This window comes from Serratia liquefaciens ATCC 27592 (genome assembly GCF_000422085.1).
Lineage (GTDB): Bacteria > Pseudomonadota > Gammaproteobacteria > Enterobacterales > Enterobacteriaceae > Serratia > Serratia liquefaciens.
In genome coordinates this window covers 997,034-1,014,997 of the sequence record NC_021741.1, presented here as the reverse complement: position 1 = coordinate 1,014,997, position 17,964 = coordinate 997,034, and the positions used below count along the sequence as shown (strand labels likewise).

General features: G+C 54.6%; 17 protein-coding genes. 14 read left to right on the top strand and 3 right to left on the bottom strand.

The genetic code is table 11. From position 1 onward, the window contains the following. Positions 1-154 precede the first annotated feature (154 nt). From M495_RS04655 to M495_RS04620, 8 genes are all read left to right on the top strand, one after another. Positions 155-733, top strand: a complete 579-nt coding sequence (locus M495_RS04655; protein ID WP_006319785.1) for a lipoprotein — start codon at positions 155-157, stop codon at positions 731-733. 53 nt (positions 734-786) lie between these two features. Further along, positions 787-2,265 carry a muropeptide MFS transporter AmpG gene (gene ampG, locus M495_RS04650; RefSeq protein ID WP_020825489.1) on the top strand — a complete coding sequence of 493 codons (1,479 nt, stop codon included), beginning with the start codon at positions 787-789 and terminating at the stop codon, positions 2,263-2,265. Positions 2,266-2,704: 439 nt separating this feature from the next. Continuing rightward, positions 2,705-3,652 carry a cytochrome o ubiquinol oxidase subunit II gene (gene cyoA / locus M495_RS04645; protein ID WP_041414273.1) on the top strand — a complete coding sequence of 316 codons (948 nt, stop codon included), beginning with the start codon at positions 2,705-2,707 and terminating at the stop codon, positions 3,650-3,652. 4 nt (positions 3,653-3,656) lie between these two features. Next, positions 3,657-5,648, top strand: coding sequence for a cytochrome o ubiquinol oxidase subunit I (gene cyoB, locus M495_RS04640; RefSeq protein ID WP_020825487.1), 1,992 nt, complete (start codon positions 3,657-3,659; stop codon positions 5,646-5,648). Beyond that, positions 5,638-6,255, top strand: a complete 618-nt coding sequence (locus tag M495_RS04635; protein ID WP_041414272.1) for a cytochrome o ubiquinol oxidase subunit III — start codon at positions 5,638-5,640, stop codon at positions 6,253-6,255. The genes cyoB and M495_RS04635 overlap by 11 nt, the downstream gene beginning before the upstream one ends. Further along, the gene (locus tag M495_RS04630; protein WP_020825485.1) at positions 6,252-6,590 is read left to right on the top strand and encodes a cytochrome o ubiquinol oxidase subunit IV; all 339 of its coding nucleotides are present in this window, start codon (positions 6,252-6,254) and stop codon (positions 6,588-6,590) included. The genes M495_RS04635 and M495_RS04630 overlap by 4 nt, the downstream gene beginning before the upstream one ends. A 17-nt stretch (positions 6,591-6,607) precedes the next feature. Further along, entirely contained in the window at positions 6,608-7,498 is an 891-nt protein-coding gene (gene cyoE / locus M495_RS04625; protein ID WP_020825484.1) for a heme o synthase, read from the top strand. Positions 7,499-7,845: 347 nt separating this feature from the next. Next, complete coding sequence (locus M495_RS04620) at positions 7,846-9,210, top strand: MFS transporter (RefSeq protein ID WP_020825483.1); 1,365 nt, start codon at positions 7,846-7,848, stop codon at positions 9,208-9,210. Between the two features lie 201 nt (positions 9,211-9,411). On the opposite strand, the gene M495_RS04615 is transcribed toward M495_RS04620, so the two are convergent. Further along, complete coding sequence (locus M495_RS04615) at positions 9,412-9,903, bottom strand: YajQ family cyclic di-GMP-binding protein (RefSeq protein ID WP_020825482.1); 492 nt, start codon at positions 9,901-9,903, stop codon at positions 9,412-9,414. Positions 9,904-10,070: 167 nt separating this feature from the next. Here M495_RS04615 and panE point away from each other — a divergent pair, with 167 nt between their 5' ends. Continuing rightward, positions 10,071-10,982, top strand: a complete 912-nt coding sequence (gene panE / locus M495_RS04610; RefSeq protein ID WP_020825481.1) for a 2-dehydropantoate 2-reductase — start codon at positions 10,071-10,073, stop codon at positions 10,980-10,982. Then, on the top strand, positions 10,945-11,535 hold the full coding sequence (gene yajL / locus M495_RS04605) for a protein deglycase YajL (protein ID WP_020825480.1): 591 nt from the start codon (positions 10,945-10,947) through the stop codon (positions 11,533-11,535). The genes panE and yajL overlap by 38 nt, the downstream gene beginning before the upstream one ends. A 33-nt stretch (positions 11,536-11,568) precedes the next feature. Here the strand turns inward: yajL and thiI are convergent, their stop codons facing one another. After that, positions 11,569-13,017: a tRNA uracil 4-sulfurtransferase ThiI gene (gene thiI, locus M495_RS04600; protein ID WP_020825479.1), complete on the bottom strand. Its 1,449-nt coding sequence runs from the start codon at positions 13,015-13,017 to the stop codon at positions 11,569-11,571. A gap of 232 nt (positions 13,018-13,249) precedes the next feature. Here thiI and xseB point away from each other — a divergent pair, with 232 nt between their 5' ends. The 4 genes from xseB to M495_RS04580 all read left to right on the top strand — a co-directional run bounded on the left by xseB (position 13,250) and on the right by M495_RS04580 (position 17,422). Continuing rightward, on the top strand, positions 13,250-13,513 hold the full coding sequence (xseB, locus tag M495_RS04595; RefSeq protein ID WP_020825478.1) for an exodeoxyribonuclease VII small subunit: 264 nt from the start codon (positions 13,250-13,252) through the stop codon (positions 13,511-13,513). A gap of 5 nt (positions 13,514-13,518) precedes the next feature. Then, a complete protein-coding gene (gene ispA, locus M495_RS04590) occupies positions 13,519-14,439 on the top strand; it encodes a (2E,6E)-farnesyl diphosphate synthase (RefSeq protein ID WP_020825477.1) in 921 nt (306 codons plus the stop codon). A gap of 34 nt (positions 14,440-14,473) precedes the next feature. Then, positions 14,474-16,339, top strand: coding sequence for a 1-deoxy-D-xylulose-5-phosphate synthase (gene dxs / locus M495_RS04585; RefSeq protein WP_020825476.1), 1,866 nt, complete (start codon positions 14,474-14,476; stop codon positions 16,337-16,339). 108 nt (positions 16,340-16,447) lie between these two features. Continuing rightward, on the top strand, positions 16,448-17,422 hold the full coding sequence (locus M495_RS04580; RefSeq protein ID WP_020825475.1) for an aldo/keto reductase: 975 nt from the start codon (positions 16,448-16,450) through the stop codon (positions 17,420-17,422). A 46-nt stretch (positions 17,423-17,468) separates the two neighbouring features. On the opposite strand, the gene pgpA is transcribed toward M495_RS04580, so the two are convergent. Then, complete coding sequence (pgpA, locus tag M495_RS04575; protein ID WP_041414271.1) at positions 17,469-17,963, bottom strand: phosphatidylglycerophosphatase A; 495 nt, start codon at positions 17,961-17,963, stop codon at positions 17,469-17,471. Position 17,964: the final 1 nt, after the last annotated feature.

The window sequence follows — 17,964 nt, the reverse complement described above, 5'->3', positions numbered from 1 at the left end:
TCTGCGCTTCCTCCGGCCGGCGGCGATGCTATGATGTCGACAATTTGTTGTTGGCTATCCCGCTCTGATTATTACAGAAAGCTTGCTCAAACCCGCTTCGTTAATATCGGCAGTTTGCGGCGGCTTAAAATCCATCGAGAATGAGACAGTAACTATGTTAAAAAAACTTTGCCTTCCACTGTTGGCCGCACTGATGCTGGCCGGCTGTGCCACCAGCAGCAACACCCTGAACGTGACGCCGAAGATCGTCCTGCCGCAGCAGGATCCGACCCTGCAGGGCGTGACCATCAGCATTAACGGCGCGGATCAGCGTCAGGACCAGGCGCTGGCGAAAGTGAACCGCGACGGCCAGTTGGTGACGTTGACCCCATCACGCGATCTGCGCTTCTTGCTGCAGGAAGTGCTCGAGAAACAAATGGGCGCACGCGGCTACATGATTGGCGCTGACGGCGCAGTTGATCTGCAAATCGTCGTCAATAACCTGTATGCAGACGTCTCCGAAGGCAACCTGCGCTACAACATCACCACCAAGGCCGATATTTCTATTACCGCCCAGGCCAAAAACGGCAACAAGCAGGTGAAAAACTACCGTTCAACCTATAACGTTCAGGGTGCCTTCACGGCAACCAACGAGAAAATCACTAACGCGGTCAACACCGTGTTGGGCGACGTTATTGCCGATATGGCGCAAGACACCAGCGTCAACGACTTCATCAAGCAAAACGCGCGTTAATCCGCGAACGCCTTGTGCCGCCCGAACCATCGGGCGGTGCAGACAGGGAACTCATGTCGAAACAGTATCTGAATATCTTCACCCAGCGTAATTCCGCCATCCTCCTGCTGCTGGGCTTCGCGTCGGGTCTGCCCTTGGCACTGACCTCCGGCACGCTGCAAGCCTGGATGACCGTCGAAAACATCGATCTGAAAACCATCGGCATTTTTTCGCTGGTCGGTCAGGCCTATGTGTTCAAATTCCTCTGGTCGCCCTTTATGGATCGCTACACCCCGCCCTTTCTCGGGCGTCGGCGCGGCTGGCTACTGATCAGCCAGCTGTTGCTGGTGGTGTCAATTGTGGCGATGGGATTTATGCAGCCGGCACAGCACCTGTGGTGGCTGGCGGCATTGGCGGTACTGGTGGCGTTCTGTTCTGCGTCACAGGATATTGTTTTTGACGCCTATAAAACCGATCTGCTGAGCGCAGAAGAGCGCGGCACCGGTGCCGCCGTCTCGGTATTGGGTTACCGGCTGGCGATGCTGGTGTCCGGTGGGTTGGCGCTGTGGCTGGCGGACCGCTACTTAGGCTGGCAGTCGACCTATTGGTTGATGGCCGGTTTGATGTTGATCGGTATTGTTGCCACCCTGCTGGCGCCTGAACCCGACGACAGCATTCCGGCACCGCGCACCATGGAGCAGGCGGTAGTCGCTCCACTGCGTGATTTCTTTGCGCGTAACAATGCCTGGCTGATTTTACTGCTGATCGTGATGTACAAGATGGGCGATGCCTTTGCCGGCAGCCTGAGCACCACCTTCCTGATCCGTGGCGTTGGCTTCGATGCCGGTGAAGTCGGCTTGGTCAACAAAACGCTCGGCCTGTTCGCCACCATCGTCGGCGCACTATTCGGCGGCGTGCTGATGCAACGCCTCAGCCTGTTCCGTGCCCTGATGCTGTTCGGCATTCTGCAGGCGGTTTCCAATCTCGGCTATTGGATCCTCGCGGTCACCGATAAAAACATCATGACCATGGGCAGTGCCATCTTCCTGGAAAACCTGTGCGGTGGCATGGGCACTGCGGCCTTTGTCGCGCTGCTGATGACGCTGTGCAACAAGTCATTTTCCGCCACCCAGTTTGCCCTGCTGTCGGCGTTATCTGCCGTCGGACGGGTATACGTCGGGCCGATTGCCGGATGGTTTGTTGAAGCACACGGCTGGCCACTGTTCTATTTATTCTCGATCGTTGCTGCGGTGCCTGGTCTGCTGCTGTTGCACCTGTGCCGTCAGACGCTGGAATATACTCAACGCACCGATAACTTCATGCCGCGTACCGAATTCCGCCAATTTTACCGCTGGGCATTGCGCCTGCTGACGGTTGGCTGCTCCTTGCTGGGCCTGTGGCTGCTCCTGCTTATCACCAATGCGCTCGACTGGACCCTCTTGCCGAACCTGGCCGATCGGTTACTGCAGATGGGCGCCGCGCTGAGTCTGGTAGGTATTGCGATGGGGAGCCTGCTGGACTATCTGGCACTGCGTCGAACCCGGCTGGCCTGATCGAGTCGACCGGCCATCGTGCCGGTCGACAAAAACGCATCAGAGTGATGTATTTATTTAGTTAAAAAATATAATTCCTGTCCAAATTATTTTTTTATCCGAGTACGGCGCTCGGAAATAAAATTAAATTCACCTTTAAGACACAATTATTTTACATTAAATAAACCTTTCATTCGTATTTCAAAAAAGCGTTTTCACCTGCAAGATTCATCATACCTTTAGTTTTCCTTAACATACGAATTACCCGGAACGATTCAGCGCGCCAACGCGTTGTTGCCATTAGTAAATTGTCACGTAGCGTGACATCTGTGACACCCTTAACAGAAAGTGTCAACAAGGCGCTGACACTCCCTTAAGCATGTTTACAGTACTGCAACCTTCCCGTAAAATGCCCGCACACATGAAACGACAATAGAGCCTTTGTAATTGAGGTCGTTAGATGAGACTTAAGAAATACAATAAAAGTATTGGGATGTTGTCATTAATTGCCTCCACTGTAATGCTCAGTGGTTGCAATATGGTATTGATGAATCCCAAAGGAGCAATTGGTGTTGAGCAACGGACACTGATTATCACTGCAATCGCATTGATGTTGATCGTAGTGATACCAGTTATCTTTATGGCGTTCGCCTTTGCCTGGAAGTACCGTGCTTCCAACAAAGACGCCAAATACAGTCCGAACTGGTCACATTCCAACAAGATCGAAGCGGTCGTCTGGACCATTCCTATCATTATCATCGCCATCCTGGGCACCATTACCTGGAAGACTACCCACGAACTGGATCCGTTCAAGCCGATTGTCACTGACAAGAAGCCGATGACGATCGAAGTGGTGTCGCTCGACTGGAAATGGCTGTTTATCTACCCGGAACAAGGTATCGCGACGGTTAATGAGCTGGCCTTCCCGAAAGATGTTCCAGTCGAATTCAAGATCACCTCTAACTCGGTAATGAACTCGTTCTTTATTCCTCAGTTAGGTGGGCAGATTTATGCGATGGCCGGGATGCAGACCAAACTGCACCTGATCGGCAATGAAGCAGGCAAATACGACGGTATTTCAAGCAGCTTCAGCGGTCGCGGGTTCTCCGGCATGAAATTCACCGCCATTGTCACCCCAACCGAAGGCGACTTCGATCAGTGGGTTGCCAAGGTGAAAGCATCGTCGAATAACCTAAACGCCACCAGCGACTTTAACAAACTGGCAGAGCCGAGTGAAAACAACCCGGTCGAGTACTTCTCCAGTGTCAAACCGAATTTGTTCAAAGAAACTATTGGCAAATTCATGGGTGATATGGACATGCACAAAGGCGCTACCGCGCACGAAGGTATGGACATGAGCCAGGGTATGGACATGGGTGAACATGCTCACGCCGGAGCCGAGGAATAAACTGATGTTGGGAAAATTAACGATTGATGCGGTTCCGTACCACGAACCGATCATCATGGTCACCGTTGCTGCAATTGTTATTGGGGGCCTGGCACTGCTGGCGCTGATAACCTATTTCGGCAAGTGGAAATGGCTATGGAGCGATTGGTTGACTTCGGTTGACCATAAAAAAATTGGTATCATGTACATCATCGTGGCAATGGTTATGTTGCTGCGTGGTTTCGCCGATGCCATCATGATGCGTAGTCAGCAGGCGCTTGCGTCCGCCGGCGAGGCCGGATTCCTGCCGCCGCACCACTACGACCAAATCTTCACCGCCCACGGCGTCATCATGATCTTCTTCATGGCGATGCCTTTTGTAGTCGGTCTGATGAACGTAGTGGTACCTTTGCAAATCGGTGCGCGCGACGTTGCCTTCCCGTTCCTGAACTCCCTGAGCTTCTGGTTCTTCGTGGTGGGCGTAGTGCTGATCAACATCTCTCTGGGGGTTGGTGAGTTCGCGCAGACAGGTTGGCTGGCGTATCCGCCGCTGTCGGGCAAGGAATACAGTCCTGGCGTCGGGGTCGACTACTGGATCTGGAGTCTGCAGATTTCCGGTATTGGTACCCTGTTGACCGGTGTGAACTTCTTCGCCACCATTCTGAAGATGCGTGCTCCTGGCATGCCTCTGATGAAGATGCCGGTGTTCACCTGGGCAGCTCTGTGTACTAACGTCCTGATCATCGTTTCTTTCCCAATTCTGACCGTAACCATCGCGTTGCTGACCCTGGATCGCTATCTGGGCACCCATTTCTTTACCAATGATATGGGCGGCAACATGATGATGTACATCAACCTGATTTGGGCCTGGGGTCACCCAGAGGTGTATATCCTGGTTCTGCCGGTGTTCGGTGTGTTCTCCGAAGTCACCGCGACCTTCTCGAGAAAACGTCTGTTCGGCTATACCTCACTGGTATGGGCAACCATCGCGATTACCGTTCTGTCGTTCATCGTATGGCTGCACCACTTCTTTACCATGGGGTCCGGCGCGAACGTAAACGCCTTCTTCGGTATCGCCACCATGATCATTTCCATCCCTACCGGGGTGAAAATCTTCAACTGGCTGTTCACCATGTACCAAGGCCGCATTCAGCTCAACTCCGCTATGCTGTGGACCATCGGCTTCATCATCACCTTCTCCGTGGGTGGTATGACCGGTGTTCTGTTGGCCGTGCCGGGCGCGAACTTCGTGCTGCACAACAGTCTGTTCCTGATTGCCCACTTCCATAACGTTATCATTGGTGGTGTGGTGTTCGGTTGCTTCGCGGGCCTGACCTACTGGTTCCCTAAATCCTTCGGCTTCACGCTGAACGAAAAATGGGGTATCCGTGCGTTCTGGTTCTGGATCATCGGCTTCTTCGTTGCCTTTATGCCGCTGTATGCTCTGGGCTTTATGGGTATGACTCGTCGTATCAGCCAGAACATCAACCCAGAGTTCCACCCACTGCTGCTGGTAGCGGCTGGCGGCGCGGCTCTGATTGCCTGCGGTATCCTGTGCCAAGTGATTCAGGTGTTCGTCAGTGTGCGTGACCGTGAGCAGAACCGTGACCTGACCGGTGACCCATGGGGTGCTCGTACGCTGGAGTGGTCGACTTCGTCTCCACCGCCGTTCTATAACTTTGCCGTAGTGCCACAGATTCATGACCGTGATGAATTCTGGGACATGAAAGAAAAAGGCGTAGCTTATAAGAAACCGGCTAAATACGAACCGATTCATATGCCGAAGAATACCGGTGCCGGTGTGATTATTGCTGGCTTCAGCCTGGTATTTGGTTTCGCGATGATCTGGGACATCTGGTGGATGGCGATCGCTGCCTTCGTAGGTATGATCGTGACCTGGATTGCCAAGAGCTTCGATGAAGATGTTGATTACTATGTGCAGGTTGATGAGATCGAGCGCATTGAAAACCAACACTATGAACAAATCAGCAAAGCAGGCGTGAAACATGTCAACTGATACTCTGACTAACCATAACGCAGCCCATGCAGAGCATGGGCACCACGACGCAGGAGAGACCAAAGTCTTCGGATTCTGGATCTACCTGATGAGCGACTGTATTTTGTTTGCGAGCTTGTTCGCGACTTATGCAGTACTGGTGAACGGGACCGCTGGCGGTCCCACTGGCAAAGAAATCTTCGATCTGAAGTTTGTCTTGGTTGAAACCTTCCTGCTGTTGTTCAGCTCCATCACCTACGGTATGGCGATGATCGGCATGAACAAAGGCAAGGTTAGCAGCGTTAACACCTGGCTGTTCCTGACCTTCCTGTTCGGTCTGGGCTTCGTTGCGATGGAAATCTACGAATTCCATCACCTGATCGTTGAAGGCTATGGCCCGGATCGCAGTGCGTTCCTGTCCAGCTTCTTCGCGCTGGTTGCGACCCACGGTCTGCACGTAACTACCGGTCTGGTTTGGATCATCATCATGATGATTCAGGTCAGCAAGCGTGGCCTGACCGCAACCAACAAAACCCGTTTGATGTGCCTGAGCCTGTTCTGGCACTTCCTGGACGTGGTCTGGATCTGCGTCTTCACCGTTGTTTACCTGCTGGGGGTTATGTCATGAGTCATTCATCCCATGAAACTTCTCACGGCGGCGCAAGCCACGGTAGCGTCAAGACCTATCTGATCGGCTTTATTCTGTCGATCATCCTGACGGTGATTCCATTTGCGATGGTGATGAGCGGTACCGCCTCTCACTCAACCATCCTGGCGGTTGTTGTTGGCATGGCAGTGATTCAGGTCGTCGTTCACCTGATTTACTTCCTGCACATGAATACCTCATCGGAAGAGCGCTGGAACCTGGTGGCATTGCTGTTCACCGCTATGATCATCGGTATCGTTGTTGTGGGTTCACTCTGGATTATGTACAACCTCAACATCAATATGATGGTCAGTTAAGAGTCGAGCTGCACGTGATGATTAAGCAATACCTGCAAGTAACTAAACCAGGAATTATTTTCGGCAATTTAATTTCTGTCGTCGGGGGATTCCTGTTGGCTTCCAAAGGAAGCATCGACTATCCCCTGTTTCTCGCCACCCTGGTGGGTGTCTCGTTGGTTGTCGCTTCGGGCTGTGTGTTTAACAACTACATTGACCGCGACATCGACAAGAAAATGGAGAGAACGAAGAATCGGGTGCTGGTAAAAGGCCTGATCGCGCCGAGTGTAAGCCTGGTTTACGCTACCGCCCTGGGTATTGCGGGCTTTGCGTTGCTGTATATTGGCGCCAACCCGCTGGCCATGTGGCTGGCGGTGATGGGCTTTGTGGTTTATGTCGGCGTCTACAGCCTGTACATGAAACGCCACTCGGTATATGGCACGCTGATCGGCAGCTTGTCGGGCGCTGCACCACCGGTTATCGGTTACTGTGCAGTCACCAACGAGTTCGATGCCGGTGCGTTGATCCTGCTGGCTATCTTTAGCCTGTGGCAGATGCCGCATTCCTATGCGATTGCCATCTTCCGCTTTAAAGATTACCAGGCGGCCAACATTCCGGTACTGCCTGTCGTCAAAGGCATCTCGGTGGCGAAGAACCACATCACCGTCTACATCGTGGCGTTTATGGTTGCTACGCTGATGCTGACTTTGGGCGGCTACGCCGGCTACAAATACCTGATCGTCGCTGCGGCGGTGAGCGTTTGGTGGCTGGGGATGGCGCTGCGTGGTTACAAAGCCGAAAATGACAGCGTTTGGGCACGCAAACTGTTTGTGTTCTCGATTGTTGCCATTACCTCGCTTAGCGTGATGATGTCTATCGACTTCAGCGCTTCGGCCTCGCCGGAAACCTTGATGACTTACGTCTGGTAAGCCAAATCGTCTGTGAATGGGCCGCTTAGCGGCCCATTAAATTGATGACAAATACCCGAAAAACGTGGTTTTCGGATGTTTGGGGCAAGGCAGAGATATAATCCTTTGTTTCTATTAGTACTCAATGCATTACTACTAGCTACTGAGGTCTTTGTCCGCTCTCTATGGGCCGCTTAGCGGCCCATTTTATTTGTCTCGCAGAAAAACCGACGAACTGTAATATCTGCTAAACAACATTAGATTTACCCCCCCTGCCCTTCACACTAAAATGACGCAGTTTTAACAGAAGCTATCCCATCAGGCGTTATCACCGATAACCTGACGGAATGGCTTTTAATGAGGTTTTAATGAACGATAATGCAATGACCCCGCTGGAACGACGGGCGACCTGGGGATTAGGAACGGTATTCTCACTGCGCATGCTCGGCATGTTTATGGTGCTGCCGGTACTGACCACCTACGGTATGGCGTTGAACGGCGCCAGCGAAACGCTGATCGGTATCGCCATTGGCATTTACGGCCTGGCGCAAGCGGTGTTCCAAATTCCCTTCGGCCTGATTTCCGACCGCATCGGCCGCAAGCCGCTGATTGTCGGCGGGCTGTTGATCTTCGCGCTGGGTAGCGTGATCGCCGCCGCCACCGACTCCATCTGGGGGGTGATCCTCGGCCGGGCATTGCAAGGTTCCGGCGCTATCGCCGCAGCGGTGATGGCACTACTGTCTGATTTGACCCGGGAACAGAACCGTACCAAAGCGATGGCATTCATCGGCGTCAGCTTCGGTATTACCTTCGCCATCGCCATGGTGGTCGGCCCGATAGTCACCCACGCTTTTGGCCTGCATGCGCTGTTCTGGATGATTGCCGTGCTGGCATTGGCCGGTATCGTCATCACCCTGGCGGTCGTGCCTTCCGCCAGCAGCCACGTGCTGAACCGCGAATCCAGTATAGTCCGTGGCAGTTTCAGCAAGGTGTTGAGCAATTCCCGCCTGCTGAAACTGAATTTCGGCATCATGTGCCTGCATATCTTGTTGATGTCCAGCTTCGTGGCACTGCCATTAGCGATGGAAAAAGCCGGTTTGGCGCCCAGCGAACACTGGATTGTCTATCTGGTCACCATGCTGGTGTCTTTCGCCGCCGTAGTGCCGTTTATCATTTATGCCGAAAAGAAGCGCCGCATGAAGCAGGTGTTTATGGGCTGCGTGGCGGTATTGTTCTGTGCTGAAGTGCTGCTGTGGCTGTCTGGCGCGCATCTTTGGGGCATTATTGCCGGCGTTCAGTTGTTCTTTATGGCGTTCAACGTGATGGAAGCGATCCTGCCTTCCCTGATCAGTAAAGAGTCGCCGGCGGGCTATAAAGGCACGGCCATGGGGGTTTACTCCACCAGCCAGTTTATCGGCGTGGCGATTGGCGGCAGCCTGGGAGGATTTCTGTACGGCCTACAGGGCGCGGGATTGGTCTTTATCGCCGGGGCAGTTTTAGCCGCCATCTGGTTTATGGTCAGCAGTACCATGCAGGAACCGCCGTACGTGAGCAGCCTGCGTATTACGCTGTCGGAACTGGCAGTGAAAGACTCGGCGTTGGAAAGCCGCCTGAAGGCCCAGCCGGGTGTAGCAGAAGCGATTGTGGTGCCGGAAGAGCGCAGCGCCTACGTAAAGGTCGATACCAAGCAAACCAACCGCGGTCAGTTGGAAGCGCTGGTGAATTCGCTGTAAAGAAAAGGGCCGGCAAGCCGGCCCCCAGATTACTGACAAAGTCCTTTGCAGTTAAAAGTCCTGACCTTGGGGCTAATAAAAACAAAGGATTATATCTTCTGATTTACCCCAAACATCCGAAAACCACGTTTTTCGGGTGTTTGTCATCAGACTAAGGGCCGGCAAGCCGGCCCCATCAATATATTGTTCTTGGCGAAAGGATCAGTCGCGGAAGTTTTTGAACTGGAAAGGCTGCCCCAGATCGGCACCGCGCACCAGCGCCATCACGCCCTGCAGGTCGTCGCGTGATTTACCGGTTACCCGTACTTCATCCCCTTGGATCTGCACCTGAACTTTCAGCTTGCTGTCTTTGATCAGCTTGACGATTTTCTTCGCCTGGGCGGCTTCAATACCCTGCTTTAGCTTGGCTTCCACACTGTAGGTTTTGCCGCTGTGGGTCAGCTCCTCGGGGATCTCCAGCGCGCCGCCGTCAATGCTACGCTTGCTGAGTTTTTCACGCAGAATATCGAGCAGCTGCTGCACCTGAAAATCAGATTCGCTGGCAACCTTGATGCTTTCGTTTTTTTCGTTCAGCTCAAAGCTGGCCGGCACGTTACGGAAATCCCAACGGGTACCAAGATCGCGCGTGGCGTTCTCAACGGCGTTACGTACTTCTTGCATATCAATTTCGGAAACAATGTCGAAAGATGGCATACTTCTTCCTCCTGAATTAGAGCCTAATGCGATAGGCGATTTCGATGCCGAGCATGATAACCGCTTTAGCGCCTCAGACAAAATTTGCCGGCCCCGCCGCGCAGCAGAAAAGTCTATAATTATAGGATAGATACTGGGCGTTCTTCCCGTTACCCCAAGGAGTCTGGATGAAAATAACTGTTCTTGGTTGCGGCGCGCTCGGACAGCTGTGGCTCTCCCGGCTTTATCAGCAGGGCCATGACGTACAGGGATGGTTACGAGTACCGCAACCCTTTTGCGCAGTAAACGTCATTGAGCCTGAAGGCCGCTCGTTCAACCGTAATTTGCCCACCAACGATCCTGAACATCTGGCCCAGAGCGAACTGTTGCTGGTCACGCTAAAAGCCTGGCAAGTCTCTGGGGCGGTCAGCGCCCTGCTGCCGAAGCTGCACCCGCGTTGTGCCATCCTGCTGCTGCATAACGGCATGGGCACGCAGGACGAGCTGCCGCCGAACAACCAGCCGATACTGCAGGGTACCACCACCCATGCGGCACGCCATGACGGCAGCACTATTATCCATGTTGCCGGCGGCACCACCCATATCGGCCCGACATCTCCGGCGGCGACTTCGCTCAGCCACCTGGCGGAAGTGCTGCATCAGGCACTGCCTGACGTCGCCTGGCACAACAACATTGCCTCGGCGAACTGGCGTAAACTTGCGGTCAACTGTGTGATTAATCCGTTAACGGCCCTGTATAACTGCCGCAATGGCGATTTGCAGCGCTATCCGGAACAAATTGAGATTATCTGCCGTGAAGTCGCCGGCGTGATGGCGATGGAGGGTTACCATACCTCCTGCGAAGGCTTACAGCAGTATGTGATGGAGGTGATCCAGAGCACTGCGGACAACGTCTCTTCGATGCTGCAAGATATCCGCACTCAGCGGCATACCGAGATCGACTACATTACCGGCTATCTGCTGCGTCGCGCACGCAGCCACGGCGTGACTCTGCCGGAGAACGCGCGACTGTTTGAATTGATTAAGCGAAAGGAAAATGAATATGAGCGTATCGGCGCTGGTCTGCCTGGCACCTGGTAGCGAAGAAATCGAAGCCGTCACCACGATAGATCTGTTGGTTCGGGCGGGCATCAAAGTCACTACAGCCAGCGTAGCCGGCGATGGCGACCTGACCATTGTCTGCTCACGCGGCGTCAAGCTGCTGGCAGATGCGGCGCTGGTGTCCATTGTCGATGATCCCTTCGACGCGATAGTGCTGCCCGGCGGCCTGAAAGGTGCCGAGTGTTTCCGCGACAGCCCGCTGCTGGTGGAGAAAGTGCGTCAGATGCATCTTCAGGGCAATATCGTCGCCGCCATTTGTGCCGCACCCGCGCTGGTGCTGCAACATCACGATCTGTTCCCCGTCGGCAATATGACCGGCTTCCCGGGGTTGAAAGAACAGATCCCGGCCGATAAATGGATGGAACGACGTGTGGTATACGACGCGCGCGTTAACCTGCTCACCAGCCAGGGGCCGGGAACTTCGATGGAGTTTGCGCTGAAGCTGATTGATCTACTGCTGGGGAAAGCCAAAGCGGCGGAGATTGCCGCTCAGTTGGTCTTGATTCCGGGGATGTACGACTTTCGCGATTAAATCACAGGGGCGGTTAACCCGCCCCTGGATTGATTACGGACGGTAGACCTTGACGTTGTTGTAGCCCTGCTCCAGCAAATACAGCGCCTGCAAGCGGCTCATTACGCCACGCTCACAGTACAGCAGGTAGGTTTTGCTCTGGTCCAAATCGCCAAACTGGGTGCTGAGTTTGTAGAACGGCAGCGGTTTCACCTCAACCTGATCCAGCTTCAGCGGCTTGTCTTCCTGCTCGTCATTAGAACGAATATCAAGAATCACCTCGTCAGCGCCAAACGCCGCCACGGTTTCCACTTCGGTAACCTGTTCCTGCGTCTGCTCGGCGATGGTGCGGATGTCCACGTTCTTGGCTTCGCTGACCACGCGATCGAGAATGCTGAAGTCAAAGTGGGCTTCTTCTTCTTCGATTTTGGCTTTGACCGCCTTCACCGTTGGGCTTTTCGAGATCACGCCGCAGTATTCCGGCATGGTCTTGGCGAAGTCTTCGGTGCCAATCTCACGCGCCACTTTGATGATGTGCTCTTTGTCGTGGGAGATCAGCGGACGCAGAATCAGCGTATCGGATGCGTTGTCGATCAAACGCAGGTTAGTCAGCGTTTGGCTGGAAACCTGTCCCAGCGCCTCACCGGTCACCAGAGCCTGCACGCCATAACGCTCAGCTATCTGTGAAGCGGCTCGCACCATCATGCGCTTAAGCACCACGCCCATTTGACCGTCTTCGACCTTCTCGAGGATCTCGCCGACCACAGGTTCAAAATCGATGGCGATAAAGCGCACCTTGTGCGAACTGGCAAAACGGTTCCACAGGTAGTGAGCCACCTGCCGTACGCCAATTTCATGCGCGGCGCCGCCCAGATTGAAGAAGCAATAATGCACGCGGCAACCACGGCGCATCAGCATATAGCTGGAAACGCCCGAGTCGAAACCACCGGAAATCAGCGACAGCACGTCTTCCTGAGTGCCCACCGGGTAACCGCCAATGCCTTCACGACGGGCTTTGACCAGCATCAGCTTGTCGTCTTCGATTTCCAGGTTAACCGTCACCTGCGGGTGCGACAGTTTGACGCGCGCGCTCTCAATGTGCTGGTTCAGACCGCCACCGACGTAACGCTCAACGTCTTGCGAATTGAAGTCCTGCTTGCCGCGGCGCTTTACGCGCACGCAGAAAGTTTTCCCCTGCAGTTGCTCGCGGTAGGCTTCCAGCGTCTGCTCGAAAATATGGTGGATATCGGTATATTCGCGGTCTTCCACTTCCAGAATGTGATGAATGCCGGGAATGCGCGTTAACGCGTCGGCAATTACCGGCCGCTGGTTTTCATCTTTGGCGCGAACTTCGATATGATCCCAGTGACGGACGACCGCCAGTGTTTCATCATACTGCTTCAGGACGTTACGGATACTGGTCGAGAGGATCTTGATAAAGCGCAAGCGCACAGATTGGCTCTTGATGGTGATTTCCGGGAACAATTTAATGATAAACTTCATGGCGGTCTTTATTGTCAGAATTACGAGGGAAAAGGATTTACAATGTATATGCGATTGATAAAACCCACGGGGTTGCCGAATGTTTTATCAATCGCATTTGCGGCGCAGAGTATATCACTATCTGGTGAGTCTCGGTGCACAAAACCACACATGCGCGCCATGATTTGCCAATCAAGATCCGCTAGGATAGGCTCTGGCGCCACTGTTCACATGATGATGTAAAAAGAAAATTATGCCGAAAAAACCTGCACAATCAGACAGTACAGAGCAAAACGTCAGCTTTGAGAGCTCCCTCAGCGAGCTGGAAAACATCGTGACGCGTCTGGAATCGGGTGAGTTACCGCTGGAAGACGCGCTGAATGAATTCGAACGCGGCGTGCAGTTGGCGCGTCAGGGCCAGCAGAAGCTGCAGCAGGCGGAGCAACGCGTACAAATTTTGCTTAACGACAGCGCCGATGATGCTGCGCTGACGCCTTTCACACCGGATGCCGAGTAATCACCATGTCCGAAACTGTCCAACAGACCGCTTTTTCTGACCAGTTGCAGGCCTTGCGCCAGCGGGCCGACCGCACGCTGCTGGATTTTATCGCACCGTTGCCATTCAACGATGGCAATATGGTGGCGGCAATGCGTCACGGTGCACTGCTGGGCGGGAAACGCCTGCGTCCGTTTCTGGTGTACACTACCGGGCAGATGTTTGGCGTATCACTGAATAATTTGGATGCTCCCGCGGCTGCGGTAGAATGCATCCACGCCTACTCGCTGATTCATGACGACTTGCCGGCCATGGACGACGACGATTTGCGTCGCGGTCAGCCAACCTGCCACATCAAATTTGGCGAGGCCAATGCCATTCTGGCCGGAGATGCGCTTCAAACGCTGGCATTCACCATTCTGGCCGATGCCGACATGCCCGATGTGGCGCTGCGCGATCGGTTGGCGATGGTTTCCGAACTGGCCACCGCCAGCGGCGTTGCCGGCATGTGCGGTGGGCAATCGCTGGATCTGGAAGCCGAAGATAAACAGATAGGTCTGGAAGCGTTGGAACAGATCCATCGCCACAAAACCGGCGCGTTAATTCGCGCAGCAGTTCGCCTTGGGGCTCTGGCCGCCGGTGAACCCGGCCGTAAAGCGCTGCCGCAGCTTGACCGATACGCCGCCGCGATAGGCCTGGCGTTTCAGGTGCAGGATGATATTTTGGACGTGGTCGGCGAAACCGAAAAAATCGGTAAACGCCAGGGGGCGGACCAGCAACACGGAAAGAGCACCTATCCAGCTTTGCTCGGGCTTGACAGCGCGAAAGCAAAAGCGTGGGATCTCTATCAGGAAGCTTTAGCTGCATTAGACACTTTGGCAGCACAATCTTATAACACAGCGCCATTGCGAGCGTTAGCCAGCTTCATTATTGAACGCGACAATTAACGTGTGACGTTAACTCCTCTGATATGAGTATCGAATGAGTCTTGATATAGCCAAATACCCGACCCTGGCGCTAGCGGAAAATCCCGATGAACTCCGTTCGCTGCCGAAAGAGAGCCTGCCGAAACTGTGTGATGAACTTCGGCAATACCTGCTGGACAGCGTCAGTCGTTCCAGCGGCCACTTTGCCTCCGGGCTGGGAACCGTCGAACTGACGGTGGCGTTGCACTACGTGTACCAAACCCCCTTCGATCATCTGGTGTGGGACGTGGGCCATCAGGCCTACCCGCATAAAATTTTGACCGGTCGCCGCGACAAGATCTCCACCATTCGGCAGAAAAATGGCCTGCACCCTTTCCCGTGGCGTGCGGAAAGTGAATATGACGTTTTGTCGGTTGGTCACTCCTCGACTTCGATCAGCGCCGGTCTCGGCATGGCGGTAGCGGCGGCTCGCGAAGGCAAAAACCGCCGTACGGTTTGCGTTATCGGCGATGGCGCCATCACCGCCGGTATGGCATTTGAAGCCATGAACCACGCCGGTGACATCGATCCGGATATGCTGGTGGTGCTTAACGACAATGAAATGTCGATTTCGGAAAACGTCGGTGCGCTGAACAATCATCTGGCGCAGCTGCTGTCCGGCAAGCTTTACTCCACCCTGCGTGAGGGCGGTAAAAAAGTGCTGTCCGGCCTGCCGCCAATCAAAGAGCTGGTCAAGCGTACCGAAGAACACCTGAAAGGCATGGTCGTGCCGGGCACGCTGTTCGAAGAGCTGGGCTTTAACTACATTGGCCCGGTCGACGGCCATGACGTTCAGGGACTGGTCGCTACGTTGAAGAACATGCGTGACCTGAAAGGCCCGCAACTGCTGCATATCATGACCAAAAAGGGCCGTGGATACGCACCGGCAGAAAAAGACCCGATCAGCTTCCACGCGGTACCCAAATTCGATCCGGCCAGCGGTACCCTGCCGAAAAGCGCCGGCGGCCTGCCGACCTATTCAAAAATCTTTGGCGATTGGCTGTGCGAAACCGCCGCCAAGGACAGCTCACTGATGGCGATTACCCCGGCAATGCGTGAAGGCTCGGGCATGGTGCAATTCTCCCGCGACTATCCGCAGCAATATTTTGACGTAGCGATCGCCGAACAGCACGCGGTGACCTTCGCTGCCGGGTTGGCGATTGGCGGCTACAAACCGGTGGTGGCGATTTACTCCACCTTCCTGCAGCGCGCTTACGATCAACTGATCCACGACGTCGCAATTCAAAATTTGCCGGTGATGTTTGCCATCGATCGCGGTGGTATTGTCGGCGCTGACGGCCAGACTCACCAGGGTGCGTTCGATCTGTCATTCATGCGCTGCATCCCGACTATGGTGATCATGACGCCAAGTGATGAGAACGAATGCCGCCAAATGCTCTACACCGGTTATCACTATAACGAAGGCCCAAGCGCCGTACGTTACCCTCGCGGTACGGGTACCGGCGCGCCGCTGGAACCTCTTAGCGCGCTGCCGATCGGCAAAGGCGTTGTCCGCCGTGAAGGTGAAAAACTGGCGATCCTGAACTTCGGCACCTTGCTGCCGGAAGCTGCGCAGGTGGCGGAAGCGCTCAATGCCACGCTGGTGGATATGCGCTTCGTAAAACCGCTGGACGAACAGCTGGTGCTGGAGCTGGCAGCCAGCCATGACGCGCTGGTCACGCTGGAAGAAAACGCCATTATGGGCGGTGCCGGTAGCGGTGTTAACGAGTTGCTGATGGCCAAGCGTCGCGCTATCCCGGTACTGAACATCGGCCTGCCGGACAGCTTTATCTCACAAGGCAGCCAGGAAGAGGTGCGTGTCGATCTGGGTCTGGATGCCGCAGGGATACAGCAGAAGATTGAGGTCTGGCTGGCGCAATAATTTTCGCGCCTGATTTGACCGACGCCTCCGCATTGCGGGGGCGTTTTCATTTGCGTCGCCCGAAAACCCGCTACAGTTAAAGTTCTGTGCTGATACCGGGAGGAAAGCATGAAGTATCTGAAACTGGGCAATACCGACCTGAACGTTTCCCGCATCTGCCTCGGCTGCATGACCTACGGTGAACCCGACCGTGGCAACCATGCCTGGACGCTACCGGAAGAAAGCAGTCGCCCGCTGCTGAAACAGGCGCTGGATGCCGGCATCAACTTCTTCGATACCGCCAACAGTTACTCAGATGGCAGCAGCGAAGAGATCGTCGGCCGGGCGCTGCGCGATTACGCTCGCCGTGACGAAGTAGTGCTCGCCACCAAAGTCTATTTCCCGATGAGCAATCTCGATTCTGGGCTATCGCGCGCTAAAATCATGCAGTCCATCGACGATAGCTTGCAGCGACTGGGCACCGACTACGTTGATCTGTTGCAGATCCACCGTTGGGACTATGAAACGCCGCTGGAAGAAACGCTGGAAGCGCTGCATGAGGTGGTGAAAGCCGGCAAGGCGCGTTATATCGGCGCGTCTTCGATGTACGCCTGGCAGTTCGCCAAGGCACTTTATACCGCCGATCTGCACGGCTGGACGCGTTTTGTCAGCATGCAGGATCAGTACAACCTGATCCAGCGGGAAGAAGAGCGAGAGATGCTGCCGCTGTGCGCCGCCGAGGGTATCGCGGTGCTGCCCTGGAGCCCGCTGGCTCGTGGGCGTTTGACCCGCCCATGGGGTGAAACCACCGCGCGGCTGGTGTCCGATCAGGTCGGCAAAAACTTGTACGATGAAACCGAAGGCATTGACGCCATCATCGCCGAACGCGTGGCGAGCATTGCGCAAGAACGCGGCGTATCTCGGGCGCAAATCGCTCTGGCATGGCTATTGAGCAAGCCGGTCGTCAGTGCGCCAATCATCGGCGCATCACGTCATGAACATCTGGAAGACGCGGTCGCTGCCGTCGATCTTGAATTAACACCGGAAGAGATAGCCGAGCTGGAAACGGCTTATGTGCCGCATCATGTGACAGGATTTGAATAGTACAGTGAGTATCAAGGGCACAGCATGATGAACTGCGCCCTTGTCATCAGAACAGCCCGGCAGGCCAGTGATGACCAATCAGGTAGATGATACCGGCGGAAATCACCCCGGCGACGATGTCGTCGATCATAATCCCCATGCCACCGTGCACGTTGCGATCGAACCAACGGATCGGCCACGGCTTCCACATATCCAGAATGCGGAAAATCACAAAGCCCGCGGCAACCCACTGCCAGTCGTTGACCGGCAGCGCCATCAGCGTGATCCACATCCCGACAAATTCGTCCCAGACGATGCTGCCGTGATCATGGACCTTCATATCTTTGGCCGTCTGGTGGCACAAATAAACGCCGATGCAGATGCTGAACATCACCAGCAGCGAATAGAGTTGCCACGGCAGTTGGATCAACAACAACCAGAACGGGATCGCCGCCAGCGACCCCATGGTGCCCGGTACCACCGGTGACAAACCGCTGCCGAAGCCGGTTGCCAACAGGTGCCACGGATTGCTCATCCGCAAGCGACGTGTTGCTTCATCCATG